The organism is Sphingomonas naasensis (genome assembly GCF_004792695.1).
GTDB lineage: Bacteria > Pseudomonadota > Alphaproteobacteria > Sphingomonadales > Sphingomonadaceae > Sphingomonas > Sphingomonas naasensis.
Genome location: NZ_SRXU01000004.1, coordinates 229,998 through 253,625 on the forward strand (window position 1 = coordinate 229,998; position 23,628 = coordinate 253,625).

Here is a 23,628-nt window from a genome sequence, read left to right on the forward strand (position 1 = left end):
GCTTGGCGCCGTGCCGACGACAAGCTATGCGATCGCCTTGGGCTCCAACCGCCGCGGCCGCCACGGCAGCCCCGAAGCCGAGATCGCCGCGGCGCTTGGCGCGCTGGGCGGGGTCGTCGCGGTCTCGCCGCTGCTGCGCACCGCACCGCTGGGCCCCTCGAAGCGCCGCTTCGCCAACGCCGTCGCGCTGATCGAGAGCGACGAGACGCCGCCGGAATTGCTCGCCCGATTGAAGGCGATCGAACGCGCGTTCGGTCGGCGGCGCGGGCGGAGCTGGGGGGCGCGGGTGATCGATCTCGACATCGTGCTGTGGTCGGGCGGGACATGGGGCGAGCCGGGGCTGACCGTGCCGCACGCCGCGTTCCGGGCGCGCGACTTCGTGCTGCGGCCGCTGCTCGCGGTGGCGCCCGACTGGCGCGATCCGGTGAGCGGGCTCCGCGTCCGGCAACTGGCGGCGCGGCTGGGGCGGTTGGCTTAGGCCGAACGGGGATGCGCCGGGTTTCGGGAACGACGGAAGCCTGCTAGATTTATCCCGCAATGACGCGCGAGAAGTCCCTCTTCGACGAGAACGATCCGGCCGCCGAGGCTGCCGCCGATGCGCGCGCGGAGGCGGACGTGAAGGCGGGGCGGCTGGTCGGGCACGACGCCGTCAAACGCTGGATCGCGTCGCTCGGAACCGACAAGCCGTTGCCGCGCCCCACTCCCGGCGACTAGCTTTCGAAGGATCGTCTGGACCGACGAGGCGATCGACCATCTCGAAGCGATCATGGCGTATGTCCGGGCCTTCAATCCGCCGGCGGCGGATCGGCTCGGCGAGCGGCTCATCGCCGTGGCGGACAGTCTGGCGGAATATTCGGAGCGCGGACGCGACGACGGTCTGGCCCTATGTGCTGCGCTACCGCGTTGAAGCGGAGGCGGTGATTCTGCGGATCCGACATGGGGCGCGGGATGAGGATTGAGCTGATGGATGCGAAAAGCGGCTAGCGCTGGCAGACCCGCGGGCAAACGCATCCGGATCGGCGCGGTCTCACGTCCCCTCCGTCATCCCGGCCTTGTGCCGGGATCCACCGCGCGACAGGCTGTGCGCGTGAAGATCGACGGCATCCCCTGCGTCTATATCCTCGCCAGCCGCTACAACGGCGCGCTGTACGTCGGCGTGACGTCGAACCTGCCCGGCCGCGTCCTGCAGCACCGCGACGGCACCTATGAAGGCCACACGAAGAAATACGGCATCTGCCGGCTGGTCTATTACGAAGTCTGGGAGACGATGACCGAAGCGATCCCCCGCGAAAAGCGCCTCAAGCGCTGGCGCCGCGACTGGAAGCGCAACCTGATCGAGCGCCGGAACCCGGCGTGGAACGACCTCGCGGCGGGACTGGGGCTGGAACCGTGGGTGCCGTGAGGCGCGGCCCGGTGGATCCCGGCCCAAGGCCGGGATGACGGTTATGGATTTGGGGCGCCGCTCGCCTCCTCCCGTCATCCCGGACTTGTTCCGGGATCCACGGTGCGGCGGGATGAAAGCATCGGAGGTGCAGGGGGTGCTGTGGCGGGATTGGAAGGGGGACCCGATCGAGCGCCAGAGCCCGGAATGGAACGACCTCTTGATGGCGCTGAGGCTTGACCGCTGGCGATATCGCACGGTGAAGTAGTGTCCCCGAGACAAGGGCTGGTCAGCGTGGAGCTTGCTTACTCGATCTTACCTGAACGAACTGCTCGACTGCCCGATACTAATGCTGGCAGTGTAAAGGCATATTGTAGAAAGGCCTCTGTGAACTTTTGAGCCTTGCGAGCATCATCTTCCGTTTCTGGTTCATCACCATGGACGGCATCGTTGCCATCAAGGCGAATCTCATGCGACCAATCACCCATTGCTGCAGTCAGGAGACCCTCTTCCACGAGCTTATTAATTCGCTTGTAGAGATTCAGAGATTTGTGCGCAGGTGCGATAGACTTAGTGCTTGCGTCCAAAGTTTTTCGGAACATTGCCCCTGCGGCATCCCATCGTCCCGAGTGTAAACTTTCCACTCCTTGTAAATAAAACTGGCCAATATTTTCGGGGGTTCCTGTGGGAACTTCGGAGGTATATCTCGGCCAATATTCATCTATAGAATATCCGGAGCCCGGAAATGTTGCCGAATGCTGAATTAGATTTGGCAAGTTTCCATTTAAAGACCTAGCTAAAACTATCATTCCGCCGGTGCAAACCCCACAAATTGTCAGAAGTCGAGCCTGCACCGAAGAACCTCTCACGGCCCATTGATACGCAACGGTGAAGCCGGCGAACTTTGTTAGGCAGTGAGGGCAATCATGTTGAAATTGTGTCGCCACTAGTAGTTTACTCCGCCGCAATCCCCGCCTTAGCGAACATATCCCCGCCGTCGCCTGCGCCGGCATCCTCATTCGCCGCCGGCACCTTCGCCTTCTGCCGCTTGTCGAACGAGTCCCACACCTCGTTCCAGTTCCCCCGCGTCGCGCCCTTCGAATATTCGGTCGCGCGCTGTTCGAAGAAATTGGCGTGCTCGACGCCGTTGAGCAAAGGCGCCAGCCACGGCAGCGGGTGCTCGTCGATCATGTAGATCGGCTTGAGGCCGAGCTGGCCCAGCCGCCAGTCGGCGATGTAGCGGATATACTTCTTGATCTCCTTGGGCGTCATGCCCGTCACCGGGCCCTGCTCGAAGGCGAGGTCGATGAACGCGTCCTCGAGGCGCACCGTGGTCTGGCACATGTCCATGATGTCGGACTTGACCGACTTGGTCAGGCAGTCGCGCTCGCGGGCGAAGGTGTGGAACAGCCGGATGATGCCCTCGCAATGGAGGCTCTCGTCGCGCACCGACCACGAGACGATCTGGCCCATGCCCTTCATCTTGTTGAAGCGCGGGAAGTTCATCAGCATCGCGAAGCTGGCGAAGAGCTGCAGCCCCTCGGTGAAGCCGCCGAACATCGCCAGCGTCTTGGCGATGTCCTCGTCATTGTCGACGCCGAAGGTGCCGAGATAGTCGTGCTTGTCTTTCATCTCGGCATATTCGAGGAACATGCCATATTCGCTCTCGGGCATGCCGATCGTGTCGAGCAGGTGGCTGTACGCCGCGATGTGCACCGTCTCCATGTTGGAGAAGGCGGCGAGCATCATCTTGATCTCGGTCGGCTTGAACACCCGGCCATATTTCTCGTGGTAGCAATCCTGCACCTCGACATCGGCCTGGGTGAAGAAGCGGAAGATCTGGGTGAGCAGGTTGCGCTCGTGCTCGGTGAGCTTCTGCGCCCAGTCGCGGCAATCCTCGCCGAGCGGCACTTCCTCGGGCATCCAGTGGATCTGCTGCTGGCGCTTCCAGAACTCATAGGCCCAGGGATATTCGAACGGCTTGTAGGTCTTGCGGGCTTCGAGAAGGGACATGGGATTACTCCGGGACGAATTGGATCAGAAGAAAGAACAAGCGACAGCGACAAGGCCGAGAGCGATCATGAAAGCACCCATTGCGCGCGCACCCGAGGGGCTGAAAGCTGAGCTTTGCGGGTCTGCGAGATTGACGGCTCCAAGATAGATCAGCCAGACCATGACCCAATGGCGTGTCCAGGCGGGGGGCGCCATCGGACCTTCGTCCGGAAGAAGCAGTGGCGCCAGCATGAGCCCCATCGTGACGATGCCGAGCGGCAAGGTGGCGACAAGCGGCCACGCAAAAAGCCGTCGCGGCGCCGTCGTCGCCTGCGCGGCGATCGCAGACTCGATACTGCGCAACTCTTCGAAATATCTGTCTTCTCCGCGCGCGAGGCGTCGATCGAGACGACGTTGCAGACGACGCCCGCTCGCCTCGGCGCCGAAGACGGGCTCAAGCAGTTTCCCCAGCAGATAGGCTGAGGCGACGAAAAGCGATCCGGTCGCGATCATGACCGCAAGGAACTGGGGCGTGCTCATGCCGCGCCTCCCGCCAGCGTCGCGACCAGCGCAAAACCGCCGAGCAGCAGCCCGAGCGCCGCCAGCATCATCCCCGCGATGCGCAGCGCATAGCCGGTCGCTTCCGCATCGGGCAGGCGCAGCGCGGTGCGGGCGAGCGACGGGCGCAGCAGCGTCGTCAGCCCGAGCGCGCTCGCGGCGCCGGCCAGCCCGGCCATCAAGGCGAGGCTGCGCGTCATTCGTGGTCGATCACCCGGCCGCGCGGCTCGCGGATCACGCGGTCGCGATAAACGATCTTCTTGCCGCGATTGGCGCCGACGCCGAACACGACGATGCCGAGGAAATAGCCGAAATCATACCAGCCGCCATTGTTGGGCACGGCATAGATCGCGACGTCGGGCATGATCAGCGAGAGGAACCACGCCACGGGGAAGATGAAGCCGTGCCACAGCCCCCAGAAGAAGCCCGGCGCGCCGGGGACGACGCCGGCGGCGACCTGCTTCGCACAGGCGGTGAGCAGCACGAGCGCGGCGAGGGCGATACTGTTGCGGAGGCGAATCATTCCCTATCTCCTGCATCGTTCGCGGCGCTGGTGCGTTGCGACGCCGAACCAACAAAAGGAGTGACCCCATGGCCGACGCGAGCGCAATCAGGGAACATATGGAAGTCATCGGCGCCGACGGCGTCCATGTCGGCACCGTCGACCATGTCGAGGGCGACCGCATCAAGCTGACCAAGAAGGATTCGGGCGCCGAGATCGAAGGCGCCGAGGGCAGCCATGCCGGGCACCATCACTTCATCTCGCTCGGCCTCGTCGCCGATGTCGAGGGTGATCAAGTGCGGCTGAGCGCCAACGCCGACGTCGCGGTGAGCTTCGAGGAAGAAGAGGACGCGGGCTGAACGCCTTTTGACGCGAGCCCCCCTCACCCTTCCGGCGCTGCGCGTCTCCCTCCCTCTCCCACAAGGGGAGAGGGATTTGGGAGCAACCACCTCCCTCTCCCCTTGTGGGAGAGGGAAGGGGCCCGCGCCGAAGGCGTGGGAAGGGTGAGGGGGCCGCATCACGCGAGGCTTCCCCGCAATTCCGGGGGCAGGCTCCGGGCGATCTCCGCGATCACACCTTCGATGTTTCCCATTACGTCGTTGTTCCAGAACCGGATCACGCGATGCCCTTCGGCATTCAGGAAAGCAGTCCACGCAGCGTCGCGATCGCGGCGCTCCGCATGGGTTGCGTCGTCCACCTCGACGATCAGCTTCGCAGCGTGCGAGGCGAAATCGGCGTGATAGGGGCCGAACGGCGCCTGATGCCGGAATCCAGCTGCAGGAAGCGCCTCGCGGAGCGCCATTTTCAGCGCCCTTTCCACCGGACCCGCCTTGCGGCGGAGTTCGCGCGAGCGGAACACGGTGGCGGCAGGCAGCAGCTGGCGCTTGGTCAGGCCCTGCGCATTCCCCCTCATCCTCCCACGCCGCTGCGCGGCGCGGGCCCCTCCCTCTCCCACAAGGGGAGAGGGGTTCCCCGGGCGACCTACCCCAACCACCTCACTGGCACGCCAGGCATTCGTCATAGTCGGTGCTCTCGCCGAGGTTGAACTGCGGCTTTTCGAGCGTGTTGTCGGCCTCGACCCCGCCCGCGAAGCCGGCGCGCTGGACCGACTTGGAGCGCAGATAATAGAGCGACTTGATACCGAGCTCCCATGCGCGGAAGTGGAGCATCAGCAGATCCCATTTCTCGACGTCCGCCGGGATGAACAGGTTCAGCGACTGGGCCTGGTCGATATAGGGCGCGCGGTCGCCGGCGAGCTCGAGGATCCAGCGCTGGTCGATCTCGAAGCTGGTCTTGTACGCGTCCTTCTCTTCCTGACTGAGGAAGTCGAGATGCTGGACCGAGCCGCCCTGCTCGAGGATCGAGCTCCACACCGCGTCCGAGTTCTTCGACTTCTCGACCAGCAGCTTCTCGAGATAGGGATTGCGGACCGAGAACGAGCCCGACAGCGTCTTGTGCGTGTAGATGTTCGCCGGGATCGGCTCGATGCACGCGCTGGTGCCGCCGCAGATGATCGAGATGCTCGCGGTCGGCGCGATCGCCATCTTGCAGCTGAACCGCTCCATCACGCCCATGTCGGCCGCGTCGGGGCACGGCCCGCGCTCGACCGCGAGCTGCATCGACGCCTCGTCGACCTGGCCCTTGATGTGCTTGAACATCTTGAGGTTCCAGCTCTTCGCCATCGCACCCTCGAACGAGAGGCCGCGCGCCTGCAGGAAGCTGTGGAAGCCCATCACCCCGAGGCCGACCGAGCGCTCGCGGCCCGCCGAATAGGCGGCCTTCTCCATGCCCGGCTCGGCGCGCTCGATATAGTCGCTCAGCACATTGTCGAGGAAGCGCATCACGTCCTCGATGAAGCCCTTCTCGCCCTTCCACGCGTCCCACGTTTCGAGGTTGAGCGAGGACAGGCAGCACACCGCGGTGCGCTCGTTGCCGAGATGGTCCTTGCCGGTGGGCAGGGTGATCTCGCTGCACAGGTTCGAGGTCGAGACCTTGAGCCCGAGATCGCGGTGATGCTTGGGCATGTTCGAGTTCACGTGATCGGCGAACACGATGTACGGCTCGCCGGTGGCGAGGCGGGTCTCGACCAGCTTCTGGAACAGCGCACGGGCATCGACCTTGCCGCGCTCCGAGCCGTCCTTGGGCGATTTGAGCGTCCATTCCTCGCCGTTGCGGACGGCTTCCATGAACGCATCGGGGATGAGCACCCCGTGGTGGAGGTTGAGCGCCTTGCGGTTGAAGTCGCCCGAGGGTTTGCGGATCTCGAGGAACTCCTCGATCTCGGGGTGCGAGATGTCGAGATAGCAGGCCGCCGAGCCGCGGCGGAGCGACCCCTGGCTGATCGCAAGGGTGAGCGAATCCATCACCCGGACGAACGGAATGATGCCGCTGGTCTTGCCGTTGAGGCCGACCGGCTCGCCGATCCCGCGGACATTGCCCCAATAGGTGCCGATGCCGCCGCCGCGCGAGGCGAGCCAGACATTCTCGTTCCACGTGTCGACGATGCCGTTGAGGCTGTCGGGCACCGAATTGAGGAAGCACGAGATCGGCAGGCCGCGCCCGGTGCCGCCGTTCGAGAGAACCGGCGTGGCGGGCATGAACCACAGCTTCGAGATGTAATCATAGATGCGCTGGGCGTGCGCCTGATCGTCGGCATAGGCCGAGGCGACGCGGACGAACAGGTCCTGATAGGTCTCGCCGGGGAGGAGATAGCGGTCCTTCAGGGTCTCCTTGCCGAACTCGGTGAGCAGCGCGTCGCGGCTGTGATCGACCTCGAGCGGCCAAGGGCGCGGGTTCACGGCGCGCGTATCCTGCTCCTTGGCGGACTTGCGCGGCTTCGCCCTGGTCTCGGCGGCGGTCGTGGCTTCGGCGACGGTGTCGTTCACGCTGTTTTCCGTGTCCCTGAATTCCATGGCATCCGACCCCTTTTTGACTCTGCACCCGCCTCCTCGCGGAAGCGTTGGGTGCGACTCGGGGCGGCTCGACGATGGTACCCGTCGACATGGCCTGGCGCGAGAACAAAAAACGAACTTCGCACCATGCGGCGGACACGTCAGCGCCTGCTCCGCATATGGGTATGCGGGTGCGCTTCTACCAGTGCTTGAGCCTGCCCCTCAGTCTTACCACTACAGATTGTGCCAAACCGAGTCCCGGCACAAGGGGTTAAATTCTCACTTAACCAAACGCTTCGTCGCTAAAATGACTCGGTTCACAGACGCCTGCAGGGCGCGACGCATGGTCAATCCTCGGGTCCCGCAAAGGCAAGAGAACATCGCAAGAACCGAAAAAATTTTCCGGTTGAGGAATCGGTGAACACTATCGGTAGTGTTTCGGCCGGCGGCGCGGCGCGATCAGCGGTCCGCGCGCGGCCCGGGCACCCGCACCGGGGCGAGATGCTGATAGTCATAGGAAAAATCGGTGTCCTCCGCGAAGGGCGTCAGCCGTATCCGCACCGGGCGCCCGCCGGCATCGGCCTCGAAGGTCACCAGCGCATCGGCGTTGAGGCTGCGATCGGGCCAGCGCGCGAGGAAGGTCTCGCCGCCGAACGGGATCAGCGGCCCGCGCAGCAGCTGCGAGCGGGTCATGTGGAGCATCAGCATCCGCCCGTCCCACACCACCTCGAGATCGCCATACCAGGGATCGCGGTAGCGCCCGGCATAGGCCGGCATCGGGTGCGCCGGCGGTTTCGCATCGGCCGGCGGGGCGCGCTCGGCGGGGGCGGGCGCCGCCGCGTCGGGGCCGGGGCGCCCGGCGACGTCGGCGATCCAGTCGGCCGCGGCGGTGCCGCGCAGCGCACGATCGATCAGCTGCCAGGCGAGCATCGTCGCGGGGACGGTGTCGTTGACCAGCACGATCGCCGCGGCGTGCCGCTCGGGCGCCAGCACGATCTGCGCGGTGCCGCCCGGCGCGCTGCCGCCATGCTCGGCGATCAGCGCGCCGTGGAAATCGGCCAGCGTCCAGCCAAGGCCATAGAGGCTGAAATGGGTAGCGCCGAGCCGCCGCAGAATTCCCTGCGGTCGCATCGGCGTCACCCCGGTGAGGATCTCGCGCATCTGCGCCTCGCGCAGCAGCCGCGTGCCGTCGGGCGCCACGCCGCCGGCGAGGTTGAACTGCGCCCATTTCGCCATGTCGCGCACCGAGCAGGCGATCGAGCCCGCCGGGTCGGGCTGGGCAGGGGCATGCGCCAGCAGCCGCGCGCCGCCACCCGTGCTGGCATGCCGACCCGCGACATTGGCGGCGCGCGGCCGGCGCGGATCGGCGCTGCACGACGCCATGCCGAGCGGATCGAAGATGCGCGCGCGGACAAAGTCCTCCCACGCCATCCCCGATACCCGCGCGACGAGCAGCCCGGCGACGCTGTACAGCGCGTTGTCGTAGAGGAATCCGCTGCGAAAGCCCTGCGTCAGCGGCAGATAGCGCAGCGCCGCCATCACTTCCCCGGGGGTCGCGGTACCGTCGGGCCAGGTCAGCAGATCGCCCGCGCCGCGCGCCAGCCCCGAGCGATGGACGAGCAGGTCGCGCACCCGCATCTCGCGCGTCACCCACGGATCGGACATCGCGAAGCCGGGCAGGCGATCGACGACGCGGTCGTCCCACGCCAGCTTGCCGTCGTCGACCAGCATGGCCAGCGCGGTGGCGGTGAAGGCCTTGGTCAGCGAGGCGATGCCGAACACCGTGTCGGGGTCCACCCGCGCCGGATCGTTCAGCCCGCGCACGCCGAAGCCCTCGGCGAACTGCAGCTCGCCATCGGCGATATAGGCGACCGCCATGCCCACCGGCCGGAACGCCGCCATCGCGCGGATCGCATCGCCCTCGGCGGCGGTGACCGGATCGATCGGCCGCGCCGCCACCGGCGTGGCGACGGCGATCAACAAGGCGGCGAGTTTTCCGAGCATGCCGAAGCCGTGGCTCGCGCAGGCGCGCGCGCAACGCCGCGACGACCAAAGCGGCGGTGCGCGCGATGAGCCCGGCTCAGGCCAGCCCCGCCGCCTCGCGATAGGCGGCGAGCAGCCGTTCGGCGACGGTGGGCCCCGGCCGCGGCGGCGCGCCGAGATGCGTCGCGCGCAGCTCGTCCATGAATTGCTCCCAGATCGCGGGCCCGCCCTCCTCGAGCAATTGGTTGCGGATCGCCAGCTCGGGGGTGACCGGCAGATATTTGCGCCCCCATGCCCCCATCGTCACCAGCAAGGGTACCAGCTGGATCGCCTTTTCGGTGAGGCTGTAGAGCGTCTTCTGCTTGTGGCTGGGATCGTCGGCGCGGCTGACCAGCCCCGCCGCCTCGAGCCGCTTCAGGCGCTCGGCGAGGATGTTCGAGGCGATGCCTTCCATCGATTCGCGCAGCAGCACGCGGAAATGGCGGCGATTGCCGAACATCATGTCGCGGATGATGACGAGGCTCCAGCGATCGCCGAGCACCTCGAGCGCGAGATTGATCGGACAGCCCGAGCGCGGCTCTTCCATATCGGCCTCCAGAAACCGCTTGCAATATAAAATCAGTTTACGTAAACCGCAACCGGTTGCAAAACGCAAGCAGATGGAGGCGGGCATGTCGAAAGTTCGCGTGAGTGCATTCAGCATCTCGGCCGATGGCTATGGCGCAGGGATCGAGCAGAGCCTCGAGGATCCGCTCGGCCGGCGCGGCGAGGAGCTGCACGGCTGGGCGTTCGAGACGCAGACCTTCCGCACGATGTTCGGTCAGGACGGCGGTTCGACCGGGATCGACGAGGGCTATGCCGCGCGCAGCATGGCCGGGCTCGGCGCATGGATCATGGGCCGCAACATGTTCGGCCCGGTGCGTGGGCCATGGCCGAACCACGACTGGAAGGGCTGGTGGGGCCCCAATCCGCCCTATCATGTGCCGGTGTTCGTGCTGACTCACCATGAACGTCCGCCGCTCGCGATGGAGGGTGGCACCGTGTTCCACTTCGTCACCGACGGAATCGAAAGCGCGCTCGATCAGGCACGCGTCGCGGCGGGCGCGCGCGACATCCGCATCGGCGGCGGCGTCGAGACGGTGCGCCAATATCTCGCCGCGCAGGCGATCGACGAGCTTCACATCCCTGTCTCGCCGGTGCTGCTCGGCAAGGGCGAGGCGCTGTTCGCGGGGCTCGATCTCGCCGCGCTCGGCTATCGCGTCGCCAGGCAGGAGGCCGGCGAGAACGCCGTCCATCTGACGATCGTGCGCGGCGACTGAGCGCCGCGCATCGGGACTGTTGCGGAGACGGGATCGTTCGTCCCGCTTCCGCTTTATATCGCTATGGCAACGAGCGGCGAGATCCCCGAGCAGCAATGGCAGCCGGCGCCGCACGAGCGCTCGCCGATCCCGGGCTCGCCGCCGACGCCTTGGCATCCGCCACACCGCCGCGCCGCTTATGGCTCGGTGGCGACTCTGGTTGTGATGGCGGGCGCGCTCGGCAACGGCATCGTCACCGCCAATCTCGTCAACCTCCAGGGCTCGCTCGGGCTCTATCAGGCCGAGATCCAGTGGCTGCCGACGGTCTATGTGATGACCAATGTCTGCGCCAACATGGTGCTGATCAAGTTCCGCCAGCAATATGGCATCCGCCTGTTCACCCAGATCTTCCTGATCGGCTTCGTGCTCACCACCGGCGCGCATCTGCTGGTGCACAGCTTCTGGTCGGCGATCGCGGTGCGCGCCTTTTCGGGGATCGCGGCGGCGGCGCTGAGCACGGTCGGCTTCCTCTACATGGTCCAGGCCTGGCCGGCGAAGCATCGGCTCAAGGGGATCGTCACTGCGATCACGCTGCCCCAGCTCGCGGTGCCGCTCGCCCGCCTGTTCCCGTCGAGCGCGTTCGAGCCCGATCGCTGGCAGACCATGTATCTGTTCGAATTGGGGCTGGCCTTGCTCTGCCTCGCCGGGGTGCGACTGCTCGCGCTGCCCCCGGTCGAGCGGGTCAAGGCGTTCGAGCCGCTCGATTTCGTCACTTTTCCGTTGTTCGCGGTCGGCATGGGGCTGCTCTGCGCGGTGCTCGGCATGGGGCGGACCTTGTGGTGGTTCGAGGCGCCGTGGATCGCGCCGGCGCTGGCGGGCGCGGCGGTGCTGATCCCGGCGGCGCTGCTGATCGAGCATTATCGCGCCAATCCGTTGCTCAACACCCGCTGGCTGGGGAGCGGCGACATCCTTCGCTTCGCCCTCGTCGCGATCCTCGTCCGCATCGTGCTGTCGGAACAGGGCATCGGCGCGAGCGGGCTGCTCACCGTGGTCGGCATGGGGCAGGATCAGCTGCGCGGCCTCTATCTGATCGTGCTGCTCGCCACGCTGGCCGGCGGGGTGGTCAGCGCGCTGACGATCGATCCGACCTTTCTCGGCCGGCCGATCCTGATCGCGCTGGCGCTGATCGCGCTGGGCGCATGGCTCGATTCGAATTCGACCAATCTCACCCGGCCGCACGACATGTACTGGAGCCAGGCATTGCTCGGCTTCGCCGGCGCGCTGTTCATGGGGCCGGCGATGCTCGTCGGGCTGACCCGCGCGCTCCAGCAGGGGCCGACGCATTTCGTCAGTTTCTCGGCGCTGTTCGGGATCACCCAGAGCCTTGGCGGGCTGTTCGGCGCGGCGATGCTCGGCACCTTCCAGGTGGTGCGCGAGCGCGCCCACAGCGCCGCGATCACCTCCGGGCTGACGCTCGCCGATCCGCTGGTCGCCCAGCGGATCCAGCAGAATGCGAGCGCCTATGGCCGGGTGCTCACCGATCCGGCGCTACGACAGGCCGAGGGCGCGGCATTGCTCGCGCAACAGGCGAGCCGCGAGGCGAACATCCTCGCCTATAACGACGTCTTCCTGTTGATCGCGGCGATCGCGGTGGGCACGATCGTCTGGGCGTCGTTCCATATTTTCCGGGTGCGCCGCGAAAATCTCGCGCGCATCGCCGCGGGCGAGGCAGGAGCGAAAAATGGCTGACCGCAATCCGCCGCCGCCCGTCGAGGCCGAGCCCGTCGAGCCGGTGCCGCCGCCGACCGCCGAGGGTGCCGATCCGCCGCCCGCGCCCGAGGCGCGGCGCTGGTCGCCGCCGCGGCCCGGGCCGGTGGGCCTCGCGATCATCGTGCTGCTCGTGATCGGCGCGATCGTCGCGATCCTGCTCGCGCTGCGCGTGGGGCCGTTCGCCGCCGGGGTCGAATCGACCGAGAATGCCTATGTTCGCGGGCAGGTCACGATCGTCAGCCCGCAAGTGAACGGCTATGTCGTGCAGGTGCCGGTGCAGGATTTCGCCAATGTCGAGGCGGGCACGGTGCTCGCGCGGATCGACGATCGCATCTATCGCCAGCGCGTCGAGCAGGCGCGCGCCAATCTCGCCACCGCGCGCGCCTCGCTCGCCAACAATCCGCAGGATGCGGCATCGCGCGCGGCGAGCCTCGGCTCGCAACAGGCCGGCGTCGCGGCGGCGCGGGCGCAGCTGGCACGCGCGCAGGCGGACAATGCCCGGGTCGAGGCGCTGGCGCGGCAGGGCTTCGTCGCGCGCCGCGATCTCGATGTCAGCCGCGCGGCGCTGCGCCAGGCGCAGGCCGATCTTCGTCAGGCCGAGGCGGGGCAGACGATCGCCGAGCAGGACATCCGCAGCGTCGAGGTCGGCCGCGGCGGGCTCGAGGCGGGAGTCGAGGCGGCGGAGGCGGCGCTGCGCCTCGCCGAGATCGATCTCGCCAACACGGTGATCCGCGCGCCGGTGGCGGGGCAGCTCGGCGAGATCGGAGTGCGGCAAGGCCAATATGTCACCGCCGGCACCCAGCTGATGTCGCTGGTGCCGCACCAGCTCTGGGTGATTGCCAATTTCAAGGAAGCGCAGACCGCGCGGATCCGGCCGGGTGCGGCGGCGCGCTTCCGCGTCGACGCGCTCGGCGGCGAGCGCCTGACCGGCCATGTCGAAGAGCTCTCGCCGGCGGCGGGCTCCGAATTCGCAGTGATCCGTCCCGACAATGCCAGCGGCAATTTCGTCAAGGTGCCCCAGCGGATCGCGGTGCGCATCCGCATCGATCCCGATCAACCCGCTGCCGCGCGCCTGCGCCCGGGCATGTCGGTCGAGGCCGAGGTCGAGCTCGCGCGCTAGCGCAGCCAGCGGACGAACCGCAGGACCGCCTCCTCGGCGAGGACCATGGTGGCGACGACGACCATCAACGGCACGAGGCCATACATCGCGCCCTCGAAGCGAACCTTGTCGCCGAGCACGAGATTGAGCGCCTCGAGGATCACGAACTTCGAGAGGAACAGCACCAGCCATGCGCCGAGGAAGCGCAGGAAGGTCATCAGCGCACCCTGTCGCGCCTTGAAGAAGGCGGTGACGCGCTGCTCGAGCGCGAGCGTCGCCTTGAGCAGAGCCTGCAACAGGATCGCGGCGAGCAGCGACCAGCTGAACGAGGCGACGACGACGCTGCCCCAAAGTTCGGCGAACAGGTTGAGCACCACCAGATCGATGAGCACGCCGAAGAGATAGCCGATGACGAGGCGCTGGCGGTTGGTCGGCGCCTCGGCGGTGATCGGCAGGAGGGTGTGGATCGCGTCTGGCACGAGTCGCCGGGTTCCTTTCCGAAGCGGACGATCCTGCCAGCGGACGCGCGGTGCGGGCATCGGGGTTACCACTGGCTGTGGCGTTGCGGCGTCTCGTCGGCGGTGCGCGGCCGACTATTTTCACGGGCCTTTCCGTTGGGGATTCGCCGCTCTAGGCTGCGTCCCGGATCAAGGGGGGCGGCATATGCGGACGGGGTTGCTGGCGCTGGCATTGGTGGCGAGCGCTCCTGCGCTGGCGCAGGAGCGTGGCGCCGGTGCGCTGGTCGAGGAACAGTCGATCGACGCGCTGCGGGCGATGCTCGCCTCGGGCAAGGCGACCAGCGCCCGGCTCACCCAGGCCTATCTCGATCGGATCGCGGCGATCGATCGCAAGGGGCCGACCTTGCGCGCGGTGATCGCAGTCTCGCCCAATGCGCTCGATCAGGCCCGCGCCAGCGACGCGCGGCGCAAGGCGGGCAAGAGCCTCGGGCCGCTCGATGGCGTCCCGGTGCTGATCAAGGACAATATCGACACGATCGAATTGCCCACCACCGCTGGCAGCCTCGCTCTCGCCGACAATTGGACGAAGCGCGATGCGCCGGTCGTCGCGCGGCTGCGATCGCAGGGCGCGGTGATCCTCGGCAAGACCAATCTCAGCGAATGGGCGAACATCCGCTCGAACAATTCGATGAGCGGGTGGAGCGCGGTCGGCGGGCTGGTCCGCAATCCCTATGCGCTCGATCGCTCGGCCTGCGGCTCGTCGAGCGGATCGGGGGCGGCGGTGGCGGCGAGCCTCGCCGCGGTCGCGGTCGGCACCGAGACCGACGGGTCGGTGGTCTGCCCCGCGGCGATGAACGGGCTGGTCGGGCTGAAGCCGACGCTCGGCAGGGTCAGCCGTACCCATGTCGTGCCGATCAGCCACAGCCAGGACACGCCCGGGCCGATGGGGCGCAGCATCCGCGACGTCGCTATCCTCTACACGGCGATGGTCGGCAAGGATCCCGAGGATCCGGCGACGCTCGACGCGAACAATTATCTCGCCAATTATGCCGCCGATCTGTCGGCGGACGCGCTCAAGGGCATTCGCGTCGGCTATTGGAAGCCCGAGATGAGTGCCGATCTCGCCGCGCGGTTCGACAAGGCGCTCGACGAGCTGCGCGCGGCCGGCGCGGTCCTCGTCGAGGTCAAGATGCCCGAGCTCAAGGGGCTCGGCGACGCCGAGAGCGAGGTGCTCTACACCGAGCTGCGCGACGATCTCGCCGCCTATCTCGCCACCACCCCGGCGTCGGTAAAGGTGCGCACCCTCGCCGACGTCATCGCCTTCAACGAGGCCAACAAGGCGGTGGAGATGCCGTTCTTCGGGCAGGAGAGTTTCCTCAAGGCCGAGAAGACCCGCGGGACGAAGGACCCCGAATATCTCGGCGCGCGGGCGAAATCGGCGCGACTGGCCGGGATCGAGGGGATCGACGCGATGCTCAAGGCCGCGGACGCGCAGATCCTCGTCACGCCGACCTATGGCACGCCGTGGCTCAGCGATCCCGCGCATGGCGACCAGTTCGGCGGCCCCTCGGCGAGCGAGCTCCCCGCGGTATCAGGCTATCCGCACCTGACCGTGCCGATGGGATTGGTCGGCGGGTTGCCGGCGGGGCTGTCGTTCATCGGCACCGCCGATTCCGACGGGCTGCTGCTCCGGGCAGGCTATGCGTACGAGCAGGCGACGCATGCCCGGGTGGCGCCGCGCTATCTGCCGACCGTGCCCGCCGATCTCGGTCCGCAACGGCTGAAGTGAGCTATTCCGCCGGCTCGACGCGCCTGTGCCGCGGCCCCAGCCGGTCGAGCTCGAGCAGCTCCTCGCGGACATGGATCGCGCCGAGCGACATGCGGACCTCGATCAGGAAATAGATCAGGCAGGTCATCAGCAGCAGCATCGTCACCACGAAGGCGACTGCGACGATCGCGCCGACATGGAGGCCGAACAGCCGCGAGACGAACATCAGCGCGACGACGAAGCAGGTCGAGAGCGCGCTGGAGACGCACAGGAAGATCGCCATGTTGATCACCGAGATGCGCTTGTCGATCAGGCGCAGCTCCCAGACATGGCGGTCGTGCTCTGGCCCGGTCGAGCGCGGGTGGATCTCCTCGAGCGTGCGTGCCCGGTCGACGATGCGCGCGAGGCGGCCGACCATGACGTTGAGGATCGCGCCGATACCGGCGAGCAGGAACACCGGGGCGATCGCGCTCTGGATCGTGTCGGCGACGGTGGAGAGATAGGGGCCTTCCATCGCTGCGGACTATGGCGCGGTCGCGCGGCGGAGTGAAGTCGTTACGCGCCTGCCCTCACCGCTTGGTAACCGATCGCCGGTTAGGATGGGTGGGATGACCAAGCCGATGCCGCTCGACACCTTCACGCGCCTGCCGCCGATGCTCGCCGCCGATTGCGTCGACGGGCTCGCCGCGAGCATCGACGCCGTCGCCGGCAACGCGGCGCCGACGCACCGCTTCCTGCGCTATGGCTGGTTCGCGGCGGCGCTGCAGGCCTATGGCGGCGCGGCGCGGACGCTGACCGTGACTCGCGAGGGTATGGCGGTAGCGGCATTGCCGATCGTCGGCATCGGGCCGGGCCGGCTCCGGCTGGCCAGCGTGCCGGGCTGCTATTGGCCGTTCCGCAGCTTCCCGGTGGCGGCCGATGCCGGCATCGAAGTCGCCGAAGCGTTGCTCGGCCGGCTGGCGCGCGAGGCCAATGCGCTTCGGCTCGGGCCGGTCTATGACGGCGATCCGGCGCTCGAGCTGCTCCGCGACGCGGCGCGGGGCAAGGGCTGGGCGGTGCTCGATCGCTTCGTCGCGGACTCCTATCTGCTCGACATCGCCGAACTGCAGGCCGAGGGGATCTGGCCGCGCAATTCGACGCTGCGCAAGAACCGCTTCCACGAAAAGCATCTCTCCGGCCATGGCGAACTCGACTGGGCCTTCGTCTCGGGCGCCGGCTGGAACGCGGCGGCGTTCGACGCGCTGGCCGAAATCGAGCGCAAGAGCTGGATCGCAGCGCGCACCGACGGGTCCGACGCCAAGTTCACCGAAGACGGCCATGGCGGCTTCTGGCGCGCCGCCGCGGCGGACCCGGTGGTCGCGGCGATGATGTGGGCCGCGGTGCTGCGCGTCGACGGCGTGCCGGCGGCCTTCTCGTTCGATCTCAATGCCGGCGCGCTCAAATATGCGATCGCAAACAGCTACGATCCCGCCTTCGCCAAGCATTCGCCGGGCAAGCTGCTCTATTACCGCAACCTCGTCCGCGGCATCGCGGACGGCATCGCCAGGGTCGATTGGGGCGCGGGCGACAGCGGCTACAAGCGCGTGATCGGCGCCGAGCGCGGCCCCGCGATCCGCGACTGGCTGTTCGTCCGGCCGGGACTGCCGGCGCTGGCCGGAAGGATGCTGCGCGGGCTCTGGCAGCGCAGCGGTCATGCCGTGCCGGCGACGGCCGAGTCCGCGGCCTGACATGACCGACGATCCCGACGACGGCGCCGAACCCCGGCGCAACGCGGCGCCGCGCATCGCCGCGGCGCTTGCCGCAGCGGCGGGTCTCGGCCTCGTCGTCTATTTGCTGCTGGAGATGGCACGACCGTCGGCGGGGCTGGTGAGCTTCACCTTCCTGCTCGTGCTGCCCGCCGCGGCCTGCGCGCTGGCCGCGTTCGTCGCCGATCCGTGGTTCGAGCGCGGCGCGGGCTTCTATCTCGCCATTCCGTTCTGGACGCTGCTCGGGCTGATCGCGATCTCGATCGTGGTGCTGCGCGAAGGCACGATCTGCGTGGTGATCCTCTCGCCGCTGTGGCTGATCTCGGGTTCGATCGGGACGATCGTCCTCCGCGAGGCGCGCAAGCGCACGCGCCGTGATCGCACTTTGTGCACGACGCTGCTGCTGGCACCTTTGGTGGCGATGCAGATCGAGCCGCTGATTCCGCTGCCCGAGCAGAGTTATGCCGTCACCCGCACGATCGTGGTCGCGGCGTCGCCGGACCGGATCTGGCCACTTCTGCGCGGCATCCCCGACGTCCGGCCCGGCGAAGGCAAATGGAACTTCTCGCAGGACGTGGTCGGGGTGCCCCGGCCGGTGGGCGCGCGGCTGCTCGGCAATGGTGCGGGGGCGGAGCGCGTCGCGCGCTGGCAGTACGGGATCGGCTTTCGCGAGCGGATCACCGAATGGCAGCCCGGCCGCCGGATCGGGTGGAGCTTCGATTTCGGCGGCTCGCAGGGCTGGCACTTCACCGACCGGCATCTGCGCCCCGACAGCGCCTATTTCCGCGTGACGACCGGTGGCTACACGCTCGAGCCGCTCGGTGGCGGGCGCACCCGCGTCACGCTCGATACGCACTATGTGATCCGCACCCCGGTGAACGGCTATTCGGCGCTGTGGGGCGAGCTGTTCCTCGGCGACGTCGAGAACAATCTGCTCGCCCTCGTCAAGCAGCGCGCCGAGCGCCCGGCTCAGGCCGCGAACGCGTCCGCGTCGATCGAATAGAGGATTTCCGCCGGCGCCATCGCCGCGGCCTTGAGACCCATCGCCTCGGGGACGATCTGCTCGACATAGAAGCGGCTCGCAGCGGCCTTCATCCGGAGGAACGCGGGATCGCCTTCCGAGCGCGCGGCGATGCGCCCGCTCGCCTCCATCAGCCAGCCGCACACCGCGACCGACAGCATCGTCAGGAAGGGCGTGCTCGCGGCGAGGCGATCGTCGGAGTCGGCACCGAGCAGGTGGCGACCGACTTCCTCGCAGGCATCGACCAGCCGGAGCAGCTCGCCATCCTCGGCCTCGTCGCGCATCTGACCGAGCAGGGCGAACAACGTCCCGCCATTGTCCATGCTCAGCTTGCGGCCGACCAGATCGGCGGCCTGGATGCCGTTGGTGCCTTCGTAGATCGGGGTGATCCGCGCATCGCGGAAATGCTGGGCGGCGCCGGTCTCCTCGATATAGCCCATGCCGCCATGGACCTGGATGCCGAGGCTGGCGACTTCGTTGCCGAGATCGGTGCCGTGCGCCTTGGCGAGCGGGGTGAGCAGCTCGACCCTGGCCCGCGCGGCGGCGTCGCCGGCATGGCCGCGATCGAGCTGGCCGAAGGCGTAATAGACCAAAGCGCGTGCCGCCTGGGTCTGCGCCTTCATCCGCAGCAGCATGCGGCGGACATCGGGATGCTCGACGATCGCGGCGGGGGTGCCGGCGCGGACGCCCTGCACCCGCTCGCGGGCATAGGCGACCGCGCGTTGGGTGGCGCGCTCGGCGACCTGCACACCCTGCAGGCCGACATTGAGCCGCGCATTGTTCATCATCGTGAACATCGCGCGGATGCCGCCCATCTCGCCGCCGATCAGCTCGCCGATGCAATCGTCATGATCGCCGAAGCTGAGCACGCAGGTCGGCGAGGCGTGGAGCCCCATCTTGTGCTCGATCGAGACGACGCGGACGTCGTTGAAGGCGCCCGGCTTGCCGTCGGGGTTCAGGCGATATTTGGGGACGAGGAACAGCGAGAGGCCCTTGGTGCCGGCGGGCGCATCGGGGGTGCGGGCGAGGACGAGGTGGACGATGTTGTCGGCCATGTCGTGGTCGCCGAACGAGATGAAGATCTTGGTGCCCTTGATCCTGTAGGTGCCGTCGCCGACCGGATCGGCGCGGGTCTTGAGCGCGCCGACGTCCGATCCGGCCTGCGGCTCGGTGAGGTTCATCGTGCCGGTCCATTCGCCGGTCGCCAGTTTGGGCAGATAGAGCGCCTGCTGCTCGGGCGAGCCGTGATGCGTCAGCGCCTCGATCGCGCCGACGGTGAGGATCGGCGCGAGCGCGAACCCCATGTTCGCGGTGCCGAGCGTCTCGAGCACCGCGATCGACAGGCTGACCGGCAGGCCCTGCCCGCCGAACGCGGCCGGTGAGCCGATCGTGCCCCAGCCGCCCTCGACATAGGCCTTGTACGCCGCGGCGAAGCCCGCGGGCATCGTCACGCCGCCCGCGCTCCACTTGGGCCCCTCGGTATCGCCGAGGCGCTCGAGCGGCGCCCATTCGCCGGCGGCGAATTGCCCCGCGCCCTCGAGCACCGCGTCGGTCATTTCGGCGGCCTCGGGGTTGATCTCGGCGAGGCGGACGAGGTGCTCGAGCACGAAACGCTGCTCGGCGGTGGCGGGGGTGAACATGATGCCTCTCTTGTCGTCCTGTTTCCCGCGCTATAGCCCCCCTCGCGTGAGCCCGACAAATCCTCGAATCTTACCCTACGGCATGGCTGCGATCGCCGAAGCGGCGGCAGTGATTCGCGCCGGCGGCTGCGTCGCGGTGCCGACCGAGACGGTCTATGGCCTCGCCGCGAACGCTACCGATTCGCAGGCGATGGCGGGAATCTACGAAGCCAAGGGGCGGCCGAGCTTCAACCCGCTGATCGTGCACGTGCCCGATCTCGCGGCGGCCGAGATCATCGCGCTGTTCGACGATGCGGCGCGCGCGCTCGCGCAGCGCTTCTGGCCCGGACCGCTGACTTTGGTGCTGCCGCTGCGACCCGAGGCGGGGATCGCCTCGCTGGTGACTGCCGGGCTCGACACGATCGCGATCCGCGTGCCCGATCACCGCGCGATGCAGTCCCTGCTCGACGCGAGCGGGGTGCCGCTCGCCGCGCCCTCGGCCAATGCCAGCGGGTCGATCAGCCCGACGCGCGCGGCGCATGTCGCGGCGAGCCTGGCGGGCCGCATCCCGCTGGTGATCGACGACGGGCCGACATCCGCGGGACTTGAGTCGACGATCGTGATGGGGCGGACGATTTTGCGGCCTGGGCCGCTGAGCGCGCAAGACCTGTTCTCCGGCGAAGGCCGGAGCCCTGCGTTACAGCGCGAGTCGTCCAGTCATCCAGCGCTCCGGCCTTCGCCGGAGCACGCGATCGTGGCACCCGGCCAGCTCGCCAGCCATTATGCGCCGGGCAAGCCGCTGCGGCTGAACGCAGGGGAGCGCGAGGCGGGCGAATGGCTGATCGGCTTCGGCGATGTCGCGGGCGACGATACGCTGTCGATTCGCGGCGATCTCACCGAGGCGGCCGCGAACCTGTTCGATGCGCTTCACCGCGCCGACGCTTCGGCCGCCAAGGCGATCGCGGTGGCGCCGGTCCCCGCGCTCGGCATCGGCATTGCGATCAACGACCGTCTTCGCCGGGCGGCACATCCCCGCTCCTGATATTGGCCCACTCCTGAACTCGGGACTTATCCCGATGCGCCCCGAAACGCGGAAGCGGCATGCTGTGCCGGGTTTCGCAGGAGGATCGGGATGACCAACGCGCAACGGGGTTTCGCCGAGGCGATCGGCACGTTCTGGCTGGTGTTCGGCGGCTGCGGCAGCGCGGTGCTCGCTGCGGGGATCCCCGAGCTCGGCATCGCCTATGCCGGCGTGTCGCTGGCATTCGGGCTGACGGTGCTCACCATGGCCTATTCGATCGGGCACATCTCGGGCTGCCATCTCAATCCGGCGGTGACGATCGGCCTGTGGGCGGGCAAGCGCTTTCCGGGACGCGACATCCCGCTCTATGTCGCGGCGCAGCTGGTCGGCGCGGTGGTGGCCGCGGCCCTGCTCTACGGGATCGCGAGCGGGGCGCCGGGGTTCACCGGCGGGCTGGCCTCGAACGGCTTCGGCGTCCACTCGCCGCACGGCTATTCGGTGACCGCGGCGGCGACGATCGAAGTCGTGCTGACCTTCGTGTTTCTGCTGGTGATCATGGGATCGACCGATGCACGCGCGCCGGCGGGGTTCGCACCGATCGCGATCGGGCTGGCGCTGACGCTGATCCACCTGATCTCGATCCCGGTGACCAATACCTCGGTCAATCCGGCGCGCTCGACCGGCCCGGCGCTGCTCGAGGGCGGGATCGCGTTCCGCCAGCTCTGGCTGTTCTGGCTCGCGCCGATCGCCGGCGGAATCCTCGGCGGGACGGTCTATCGCCTGCTCGGCGCCGAAGCCGGGAAGCGCCCGCCGATCGAAGGCGAGGCGCTTCCGGCCGAATAGCGGCTCCGGCTCAGGCCGCCGCGCCTTCCTTGATCCGCGCGGCGAAGCTCTTGCGCAGCTTCCGCAGCTTGGGCGGGATCACGGCGAGGCAATAGGGGTTCCGCTGGCCTTCGCCTTCCCAATATTGCTGGTGGTAATCCTCTGCCGGATACCAGTCCGAAAGCGGCTCGATCGTAGTGACGATCGGCGCCGGCCAATCGGGACGGGCACGCTCGATCGCGGCTTCGGCCTCGGCCTTCTGTTCCTCCGAATGCGGGAAGATCGCCGAGCGATACTGGGTACCGATATCGTTGCCCTGGCGGTTGAGCTGGGTCGGGTCGTGCGTGGCGAGGAAGATGTCGAGCAGATCGGCATAGCGGATCTGATCGCTATCGAAGGTCACCCGGATCGCCTCGGCATGGCCGGTGTCGCCGCCGCACACCTGCTTGTAGGTCGGATTGGCGACGCTGCCGCCGATATAGCCGCTCTCGACCTTGCTGACGCCCACCACATCGTTGAACACCGCCTCGGTGCACCAGAAGCATCCGCCGGCGAGAGTCGCGGTTTCGACTGTCATTTCATTCTCCTTGTCGCGACCAAGATAGGTGGGGGTTGGCGGAGCGCAATCGGGCCTTTAGGCGAGGCCGCGAAAAGGGAGACGGGCATGCGCGACGGTACGGTGCTGGTGACGGGCGGGGCGGGCTATATCGGCAGCCATGCGGTGCTCGCGCTGCTCGACGCGGGCTGGAAGGTCGTGGTGGTCGACAACCTCGTCACCGGCTTCGACTGGGCGGTCGACAAGCGCGCGAAGCTGGTCGTCGCGAACATCGAGGACGAGGCGACCGTGCGCCGGACGATGCGCGACGAGGGCGTGATCGCGGTGATGCACTTCGCCGGATCGGTGGTCGTGCCCGAATCGGTCAGCGACCCGCTCAAATATTATCGCAACAACACCGTCGCCAGCCGCGCGCTGATAGAGAGCGCGGTGGCATGCGGGGTGAAGCATTTCATCTTCTCCTCGACCGCGGCGACCTATGGCATTCCGGAGCAGGTGCCGGTCTCCGAGGAAAGTCCCAAGCAGCCGATCAACCCGTACGGCATGTCCAAGCTGATGACCGAGATCATGCTCAAGGACGTCGCCGCGGCGCATCCGATCAACTATTGCGCGCTGCGCTATTTCAACGTCGCCGGTGCCGATCCGCAGGGCCGCTCGGGCCAGTCGACCGCGGGGGCGACGCATCTGATCAAGATCGCTGCCGAGGCCGCGACGGGGAAACGCGCGGCGGTGTCGGTGTTCGGCACCGACTTCGCCACCGCGGACGGCACCGGGGTGCGCGACTATATCCATGTCACCGATCTCGCCGCGGCGCATGTCGACGCACTCGACCTGCTGATCGCGCGGCCGGAGGAGAGCCACACGATGAATTGCGGCTATGGCCGCGGCTTCTCGGTGCTGCAGGTGCTCGACGCGGTCGACCGGGTGACCAACCGGACGATCGAGCGCAAGCTCGAGGGGCGCCGCGCCGGCGATCCCGACGCGCTGGTCGCCGACAATAGCCGCATCCTCGCGACCTTGCCGTGGCGGCCGAAGCACGACGATCTCGAGACGATCGTCAAGGATGCGCTGGCGTGGGAGCGCAAGCTCGCCGAGCGTGGCTAGACCCTGAACCGACTCCCGCCCTTGTGCCGGGATCCACGGA

Annotated in this window: 27 protein-coding genes; 14 read left to right on the plus strand and 13 right to left on the minus strand. The window is 67.6% G+C overall.

Features of this window, described 5'->3' with window-relative positions; genetic code table 11:
* Positions 1-10: 10 nt before the first annotated feature.
* The 4 genes from folK (at position 11) to E5A74_RS11100 (ending at position 1,402) form a co-directional block, all read left to right on the plus strand.
* Entirely contained in the window at positions 11-478 is a 468-nt protein-coding gene (folK, locus tag E5A74_RS11085) for a 2-amino-4-hydroxy-6-hydroxymethyldihydropteridine diphosphokinase (RefSeq protein WP_135984829.1), read from the plus strand.
* Positions 479-537: 59 nt separating this feature from the next.
* On the plus strand, positions 538-714 hold the full coding sequence (locus E5A74_RS11090; protein ID WP_135984831.1) for a CopG family transcriptional regulator: 177 nt from the start codon (positions 538-540) through the stop codon (positions 712-714).
* Positions 715-766: 52 nt separating this feature from the next.
* Positions 767-907 (plus strand): type II toxin-antitoxin system RelE/ParE family toxin, encoded by a 141-nt coding sequence (locus E5A74_RS21455; protein ID WP_243853016.1) that lies wholly within the window; start codon positions 767-769, stop codon positions 905-907.
* A 186-nt stretch (positions 908-1,093) separates the two neighbouring features.
* Positions 1,094-1,402, plus strand: coding sequence for a GIY-YIG nuclease family protein (locus tag E5A74_RS11100; RefSeq protein WP_240699781.1), 309 nt, complete (start codon positions 1,094-1,096; stop codon positions 1,400-1,402).
* Positions 1,403-1,686: 284 nt separating this feature from the next.
* Here E5A74_RS11100 and E5A74_RS11105 read toward each other — a convergent pair whose 3' ends face one another.
* From E5A74_RS11105 to E5A74_RS11125, 5 genes are read right to left on the minus strand one after another with little or no spacing between them, the layout of a single operon-like run.
* Entirely contained in the window at positions 1,687-2,328 is a 642-nt protein-coding gene (locus tag E5A74_RS11105; RefSeq protein ID WP_166745780.1) for a DUF4145 domain-containing protein, read from the minus strand.
* 7 nt (positions 2,329-2,335) lie between these two features.
* The gene (locus tag E5A74_RS11110) at positions 2,336-3,394 is read right to left on the minus strand and encodes a ribonucleotide-diphosphate reductase subunit beta (RefSeq protein ID WP_135984837.1); all 1,059 of its coding nucleotides are present in this window, start codon (positions 3,392-3,394) and stop codon (positions 2,336-2,338) included.
* A 24-nt stretch (positions 3,395-3,418) separates the two neighbouring features.
* Positions 3,419-3,913: a hypothetical protein gene (locus E5A74_RS11115; RefSeq protein ID WP_135984839.1), complete on the minus strand. Its 495-nt coding sequence runs from the start codon at positions 3,911-3,913 to the stop codon at positions 3,419-3,421.
* A complete protein-coding gene (locus tag E5A74_RS11120) occupies positions 3,910-4,131 on the minus strand; it encodes a hypothetical protein (protein ID WP_135984841.1) in 222 nt (73 codons plus the stop codon). The genes E5A74_RS11115 and E5A74_RS11120 overlap by 4 nt, the downstream gene beginning before the upstream one ends.
* Complete coding sequence (locus E5A74_RS11125) at positions 4,128-4,454, minus strand: hypothetical protein (RefSeq protein ID WP_135984843.1); 327 nt, start codon at positions 4,452-4,454, stop codon at positions 4,128-4,130. The genes E5A74_RS11120 and E5A74_RS11125 overlap by 4 nt, the downstream gene beginning before the upstream one ends.
* Before the next feature lie 68 nt (positions 4,455-4,522).
* On the opposite strand from E5A74_RS11125, the gene E5A74_RS11130 reads away from it, so the two are divergent.
* Positions 4,523-4,792: a DUF2171 domain-containing protein gene (locus E5A74_RS11130; protein ID WP_135984845.1), complete on the plus strand. Its 270-nt coding sequence runs from the start codon at positions 4,523-4,525 to the stop codon at positions 4,790-4,792.
* A 158-nt stretch (positions 4,793-4,950) separates the two neighbouring features.
* On the opposite strand, the gene E5A74_RS11135 is transcribed toward E5A74_RS11130, so the two are convergent.
* The 4 genes from E5A74_RS11135 to E5A74_RS11150 form a co-directional block, all read right to left on the minus strand.
* Positions 4,951-5,346 (minus strand): endonuclease domain-containing protein, encoded by a 396-nt coding sequence (locus tag E5A74_RS11135; protein WP_135984847.1) that lies wholly within the window; start codon positions 5,344-5,346, stop codon positions 4,951-4,953.
* A gap of 82 nt (positions 5,347-5,428) precedes the next feature.
* Positions 5,429-7,345: a ribonucleoside-diphosphate reductase subunit alpha gene (locus E5A74_RS11140; RefSeq protein ID WP_135984849.1), complete on the minus strand. Its 1,917-nt coding sequence runs from the start codon at positions 7,343-7,345 to the stop codon at positions 5,429-5,431.
* Between the two features lie 438 nt (positions 7,346-7,783).
* Positions 7,784-9,328, minus strand: coding sequence for a serine hydrolase (locus E5A74_RS11145; RefSeq protein ID WP_135984851.1), 1,545 nt, complete (start codon positions 9,326-9,328; stop codon positions 7,784-7,786).
* A 76-nt stretch (positions 9,329-9,404) separates the two neighbouring features.
* Positions 9,405-9,893: a winged helix-turn-helix transcriptional regulator gene (locus E5A74_RS11150; RefSeq protein WP_135984853.1), complete on the minus strand. Its 489-nt coding sequence runs from the start codon at positions 9,891-9,893 to the stop codon at positions 9,405-9,407.
* Between the two features lie 85 nt (positions 9,894-9,978).
* Here E5A74_RS11150 and E5A74_RS11155 point away from each other — a divergent pair, with 85 nt between their 5' ends.
* The 3 genes from E5A74_RS11155 (at position 9,979) to E5A74_RS11165 (ending at position 13,495) form a co-directional block, all read left to right on the plus strand.
* Positions 9,979-10,626 carry a dihydrofolate reductase family protein gene (locus E5A74_RS11155; RefSeq protein ID WP_135984855.1) on the plus strand — a complete coding sequence of 216 codons (648 nt, stop codon included), beginning with the start codon at positions 9,979-9,981 and terminating at the stop codon, positions 10,624-10,626.
* Positions 10,627-10,689: 63 nt separating this feature from the next.
* On the plus strand, positions 10,690-12,354 hold the full coding sequence (locus E5A74_RS11160) for an MFS transporter (RefSeq protein ID WP_135984857.1): 1,665 nt from the start codon (positions 10,690-10,692) through the stop codon (positions 12,352-12,354).
* A complete protein-coding gene (locus tag E5A74_RS11165) occupies positions 12,347-13,495 on the plus strand; it encodes an HlyD family secretion protein (RefSeq protein ID WP_135984859.1) in 1,149 nt (382 codons plus the stop codon). Before E5A74_RS11160 ends, E5A74_RS11165 begins: the two co-directional genes overlap by 8 nt.
* Here E5A74_RS11165 and E5A74_RS11170 read toward each other — a convergent pair.
* Positions 13,492-13,953, minus strand: a complete 462-nt coding sequence (locus tag E5A74_RS11170) for a hypothetical protein (RefSeq protein ID WP_135984861.1) — start codon at positions 13,951-13,953, stop codon at positions 13,492-13,494. The two genes, E5A74_RS11165 and E5A74_RS11170, sit on opposite strands and share 4 nt — an antisense overlap.
* Positions 13,954-14,137: 184 nt before the next feature.
* Between E5A74_RS11170 and E5A74_RS11175 the strand changes: the two genes are divergently transcribed.
* Positions 14,138-15,721, plus strand: coding sequence for an amidase (locus E5A74_RS11175; protein WP_135984863.1), 1,584 nt, complete (start codon positions 14,138-14,140; stop codon positions 15,719-15,721).
* 1 nt (position 15,722) lies between these two features.
* Here the strand turns inward: E5A74_RS11175 and E5A74_RS11180 are convergent, their stop codons facing one another.
* Positions 15,723-16,214, minus strand: a complete 492-nt coding sequence (locus E5A74_RS11180; protein WP_135984865.1) for a DUF2721 domain-containing protein — start codon at positions 16,212-16,214, stop codon at positions 15,723-15,725.
* 94 nt (positions 16,215-16,308) lie between these two features.
* On the opposite strand from E5A74_RS11180, the gene E5A74_RS11185 reads away from it, so the two are divergent.
* On the plus strand, positions 16,309-17,427 hold the full coding sequence (locus tag E5A74_RS11185; RefSeq protein WP_135984867.1) for a GNAT family N-acetyltransferase: 1,119 nt from the start codon (positions 16,309-16,311) through the stop codon (positions 17,425-17,427).
* 1 nt (position 17,428) lies between these two features.
* The gene (locus E5A74_RS11190; protein WP_135984869.1) at positions 17,429-18,448 is read left to right on the plus strand and encodes an SRPBCC family protein; all 1,020 of its coding nucleotides are present in this window, start codon (positions 17,429-17,431) and stop codon (positions 18,446-18,448) included.
* Here E5A74_RS11190 and E5A74_RS11195 read toward each other — a convergent pair.
* Complete coding sequence (locus E5A74_RS11195) at positions 18,415-20,106, minus strand: acyl-CoA dehydrogenase family protein (protein WP_135984871.1); 1,692 nt, start codon at positions 20,104-20,106, stop codon at positions 18,415-18,417. The genes E5A74_RS11190 and E5A74_RS11195 overlap by 34 nt on opposite strands.
* Before the next feature lie 82 nt (positions 20,107-20,188).
* Here E5A74_RS11195 and E5A74_RS11200 point away from each other — a divergent pair, with 82 nt between their 5' ends.
* Together E5A74_RS11200 and aqpZ are read left to right on the plus strand one after the other, a co-directional pair.
* Positions 20,189-21,127 (plus strand): L-threonylcarbamoyladenylate synthase, encoded by a 939-nt coding sequence (locus E5A74_RS11200; protein ID WP_135984873.1) that lies wholly within the window; start codon positions 20,189-20,191, stop codon positions 21,125-21,127.
* Between the two features lie 90 nt (positions 21,128-21,217).
* Positions 21,218-21,949: an aquaporin Z gene (gene aqpZ, locus E5A74_RS11205; protein ID WP_135984876.1), complete on the plus strand. Its 732-nt coding sequence runs from the start codon at positions 21,218-21,220 to the stop codon at positions 21,947-21,949.
* A gap of 10 nt (positions 21,950-21,959) precedes the next feature.
* Here aqpZ and msrA read toward each other — a convergent pair whose 3' ends face one another.
* On the minus strand, positions 21,960-22,505 hold the full coding sequence (gene msrA / locus E5A74_RS11210) for a peptide-methionine (S)-S-oxide reductase MsrA (RefSeq protein ID WP_135984878.1): 546 nt from the start codon (positions 22,503-22,505) through the stop codon (positions 21,960-21,962).
* 87 nt (positions 22,506-22,592) lie between these two features.
* Here msrA and galE point away from each other — a divergent pair, with 87 nt between their 5' ends.
* Positions 22,593-23,588: a UDP-glucose 4-epimerase GalE gene (gene galE, locus E5A74_RS11215; RefSeq protein ID WP_135984880.1), complete on the plus strand. Its 996-nt coding sequence runs from the start codon at positions 22,593-22,595 to the stop codon at positions 23,586-23,588.
* Positions 23,589-23,628: the final 40 nt, after the last annotated feature.

What these genes read in the sequence shown, in the direction of transcription:
- E5A74_RS11200 (WP_135984873.1), top strand. Translation starts at nt 20,189, where the DNA reads ATGGCTGCGATCGCCGAAGCGGCGGCAGTGATTCGCGCCGGCGGCTGC.
- E5A74_RS11110 (WP_135984837.1), bottom strand. Translation starts at nt 3,394, where the DNA reads ATGTCCCTTCTCGAAGCCCGCAAGACCTACAAGCCGTTCGAATATCCC.
- E5A74_RS11195 (WP_135984871.1), bottom strand. Translation starts at nt 20,106, where the DNA reads ATGTTCACCCCCGCCACCGCCGAGCAGCGTTTCGTGCTCGAGCACCTC.
- E5A74_RS11140 (WP_135984849.1), bottom strand. Translation starts at nt 7,345, where the DNA reads ATGGAATTCAGGGACACGGAAAACAGCGTGAACGACACCGTCGCCGAA.
- E5A74_RS21455 (WP_243853016.1), top strand. Translation starts at nt 767, where the DNA reads ATGGCGTATGTCCGGGCCTTCAATCCGCCGGCGGCGGATCGGCTCGGC.
- E5A74_RS11165 (WP_135984859.1), top strand. Translation starts at nt 12,347, where the DNA reads ATGGCTGACCGCAATCCGCCGCCGCCCGTCGAGGCCGAGCCCGTCGAG.
- E5A74_RS11190 (WP_135984869.1), top strand. Translation starts at nt 17,429, where the DNA reads ATGACCGACGATCCCGACGACGGCGCCGAACCCCGGCGCAACGCGGCG.
- E5A74_RS11145 (WP_135984851.1), bottom strand. Translation starts at nt 9,328, where the DNA reads ATGCTCGGAAAACTCGCCGCCTTGTTGATCGCCGTCGCCACGCCGGTG.
- E5A74_RS11125 (WP_135984843.1), bottom strand. Translation starts at nt 4,454, where the DNA reads ATGATTCGCCTCCGCAACAGTATCGCCCTCGCCGCGCTCGTGCTGCTC.
- E5A74_RS11135 (WP_135984847.1), bottom strand. Translation starts at nt 5,346, where the DNA reads ATGAGGGGGAATGCGCAGGGCCTGACCAAGCGCCAGCTGCTGCCTGCC.
- galE (WP_135984880.1), top strand. Translation starts at nt 22,593, where the DNA reads ATGCGCGACGGTACGGTGCTGGTGACGGGCGGGGCGGGCTATATCGGC.
- msrA (WP_135984878.1), bottom strand. Translation starts at nt 22,505, where the DNA reads ATGACAGTCGAAACCGCGACTCTCGCCGGCGGATGCTTCTGGTGCACC.
- E5A74_RS11120 (WP_135984841.1), bottom strand. Translation starts at nt 4,131, where the DNA reads ATGACGCGCAGCCTCGCCTTGATGGCCGGGCTGGCCGGCGCCGCGAGC.
- E5A74_RS11155 (WP_135984855.1), top strand. Translation starts at nt 9,979, where the DNA reads ATGTCGAAAGTTCGCGTGAGTGCATTCAGCATCTCGGCCGATGGCTAT.
- E5A74_RS11115 (WP_135984839.1), bottom strand. Translation starts at nt 3,913, where the DNA reads ATGAGCACGCCCCAGTTCCTTGCGGTCATGATCGCGACCGGATCGCTT.
- E5A74_RS11175 (WP_135984863.1), top strand. Translation starts at nt 14,138, where the DNA reads ATGCGGACGGGGTTGCTGGCGCTGGCATTGGTGGCGAGCGCTCCTGCG.
- E5A74_RS11150 (WP_135984853.1), bottom strand. Translation starts at nt 9,893, where the DNA reads ATGGAAGAGCCGCGCTCGGGCTGTCCGATCAATCTCGCGCTCGAGGTG.
- E5A74_RS11090 (WP_135984831.1), top strand. Translation starts at nt 538, where the DNA reads ATGACGCGCGAGAAGTCCCTCTTCGACGAGAACGATCCGGCCGCCGAG.
- E5A74_RS11180 (WP_135984865.1), bottom strand. Translation starts at nt 16,214, where the DNA reads ATGGAAGGCCCCTATCTCTCCACCGTCGCCGACACGATCCAGAGCGCG.
- E5A74_RS11130 (WP_135984845.1), top strand. Translation starts at nt 4,523, where the DNA reads ATGGCCGACGCGAGCGCAATCAGGGAACATATGGAAGTCATCGGCGCC.
- aqpZ (WP_135984876.1), top strand. Translation starts at nt 21,218, where the DNA reads ATGACCAACGCGCAACGGGGTTTCGCCGAGGCGATCGGCACGTTCTGG.
- E5A74_RS11160 (WP_135984857.1), top strand. Translation starts at nt 10,690, where the DNA reads ATGGCAACGAGCGGCGAGATCCCCGAGCAGCAATGGCAGCCGGCGCCG.
- E5A74_RS11185 (WP_135984867.1), top strand. Translation starts at nt 16,309, where the DNA reads ATGACCAAGCCGATGCCGCTCGACACCTTCACGCGCCTGCCGCCGATG.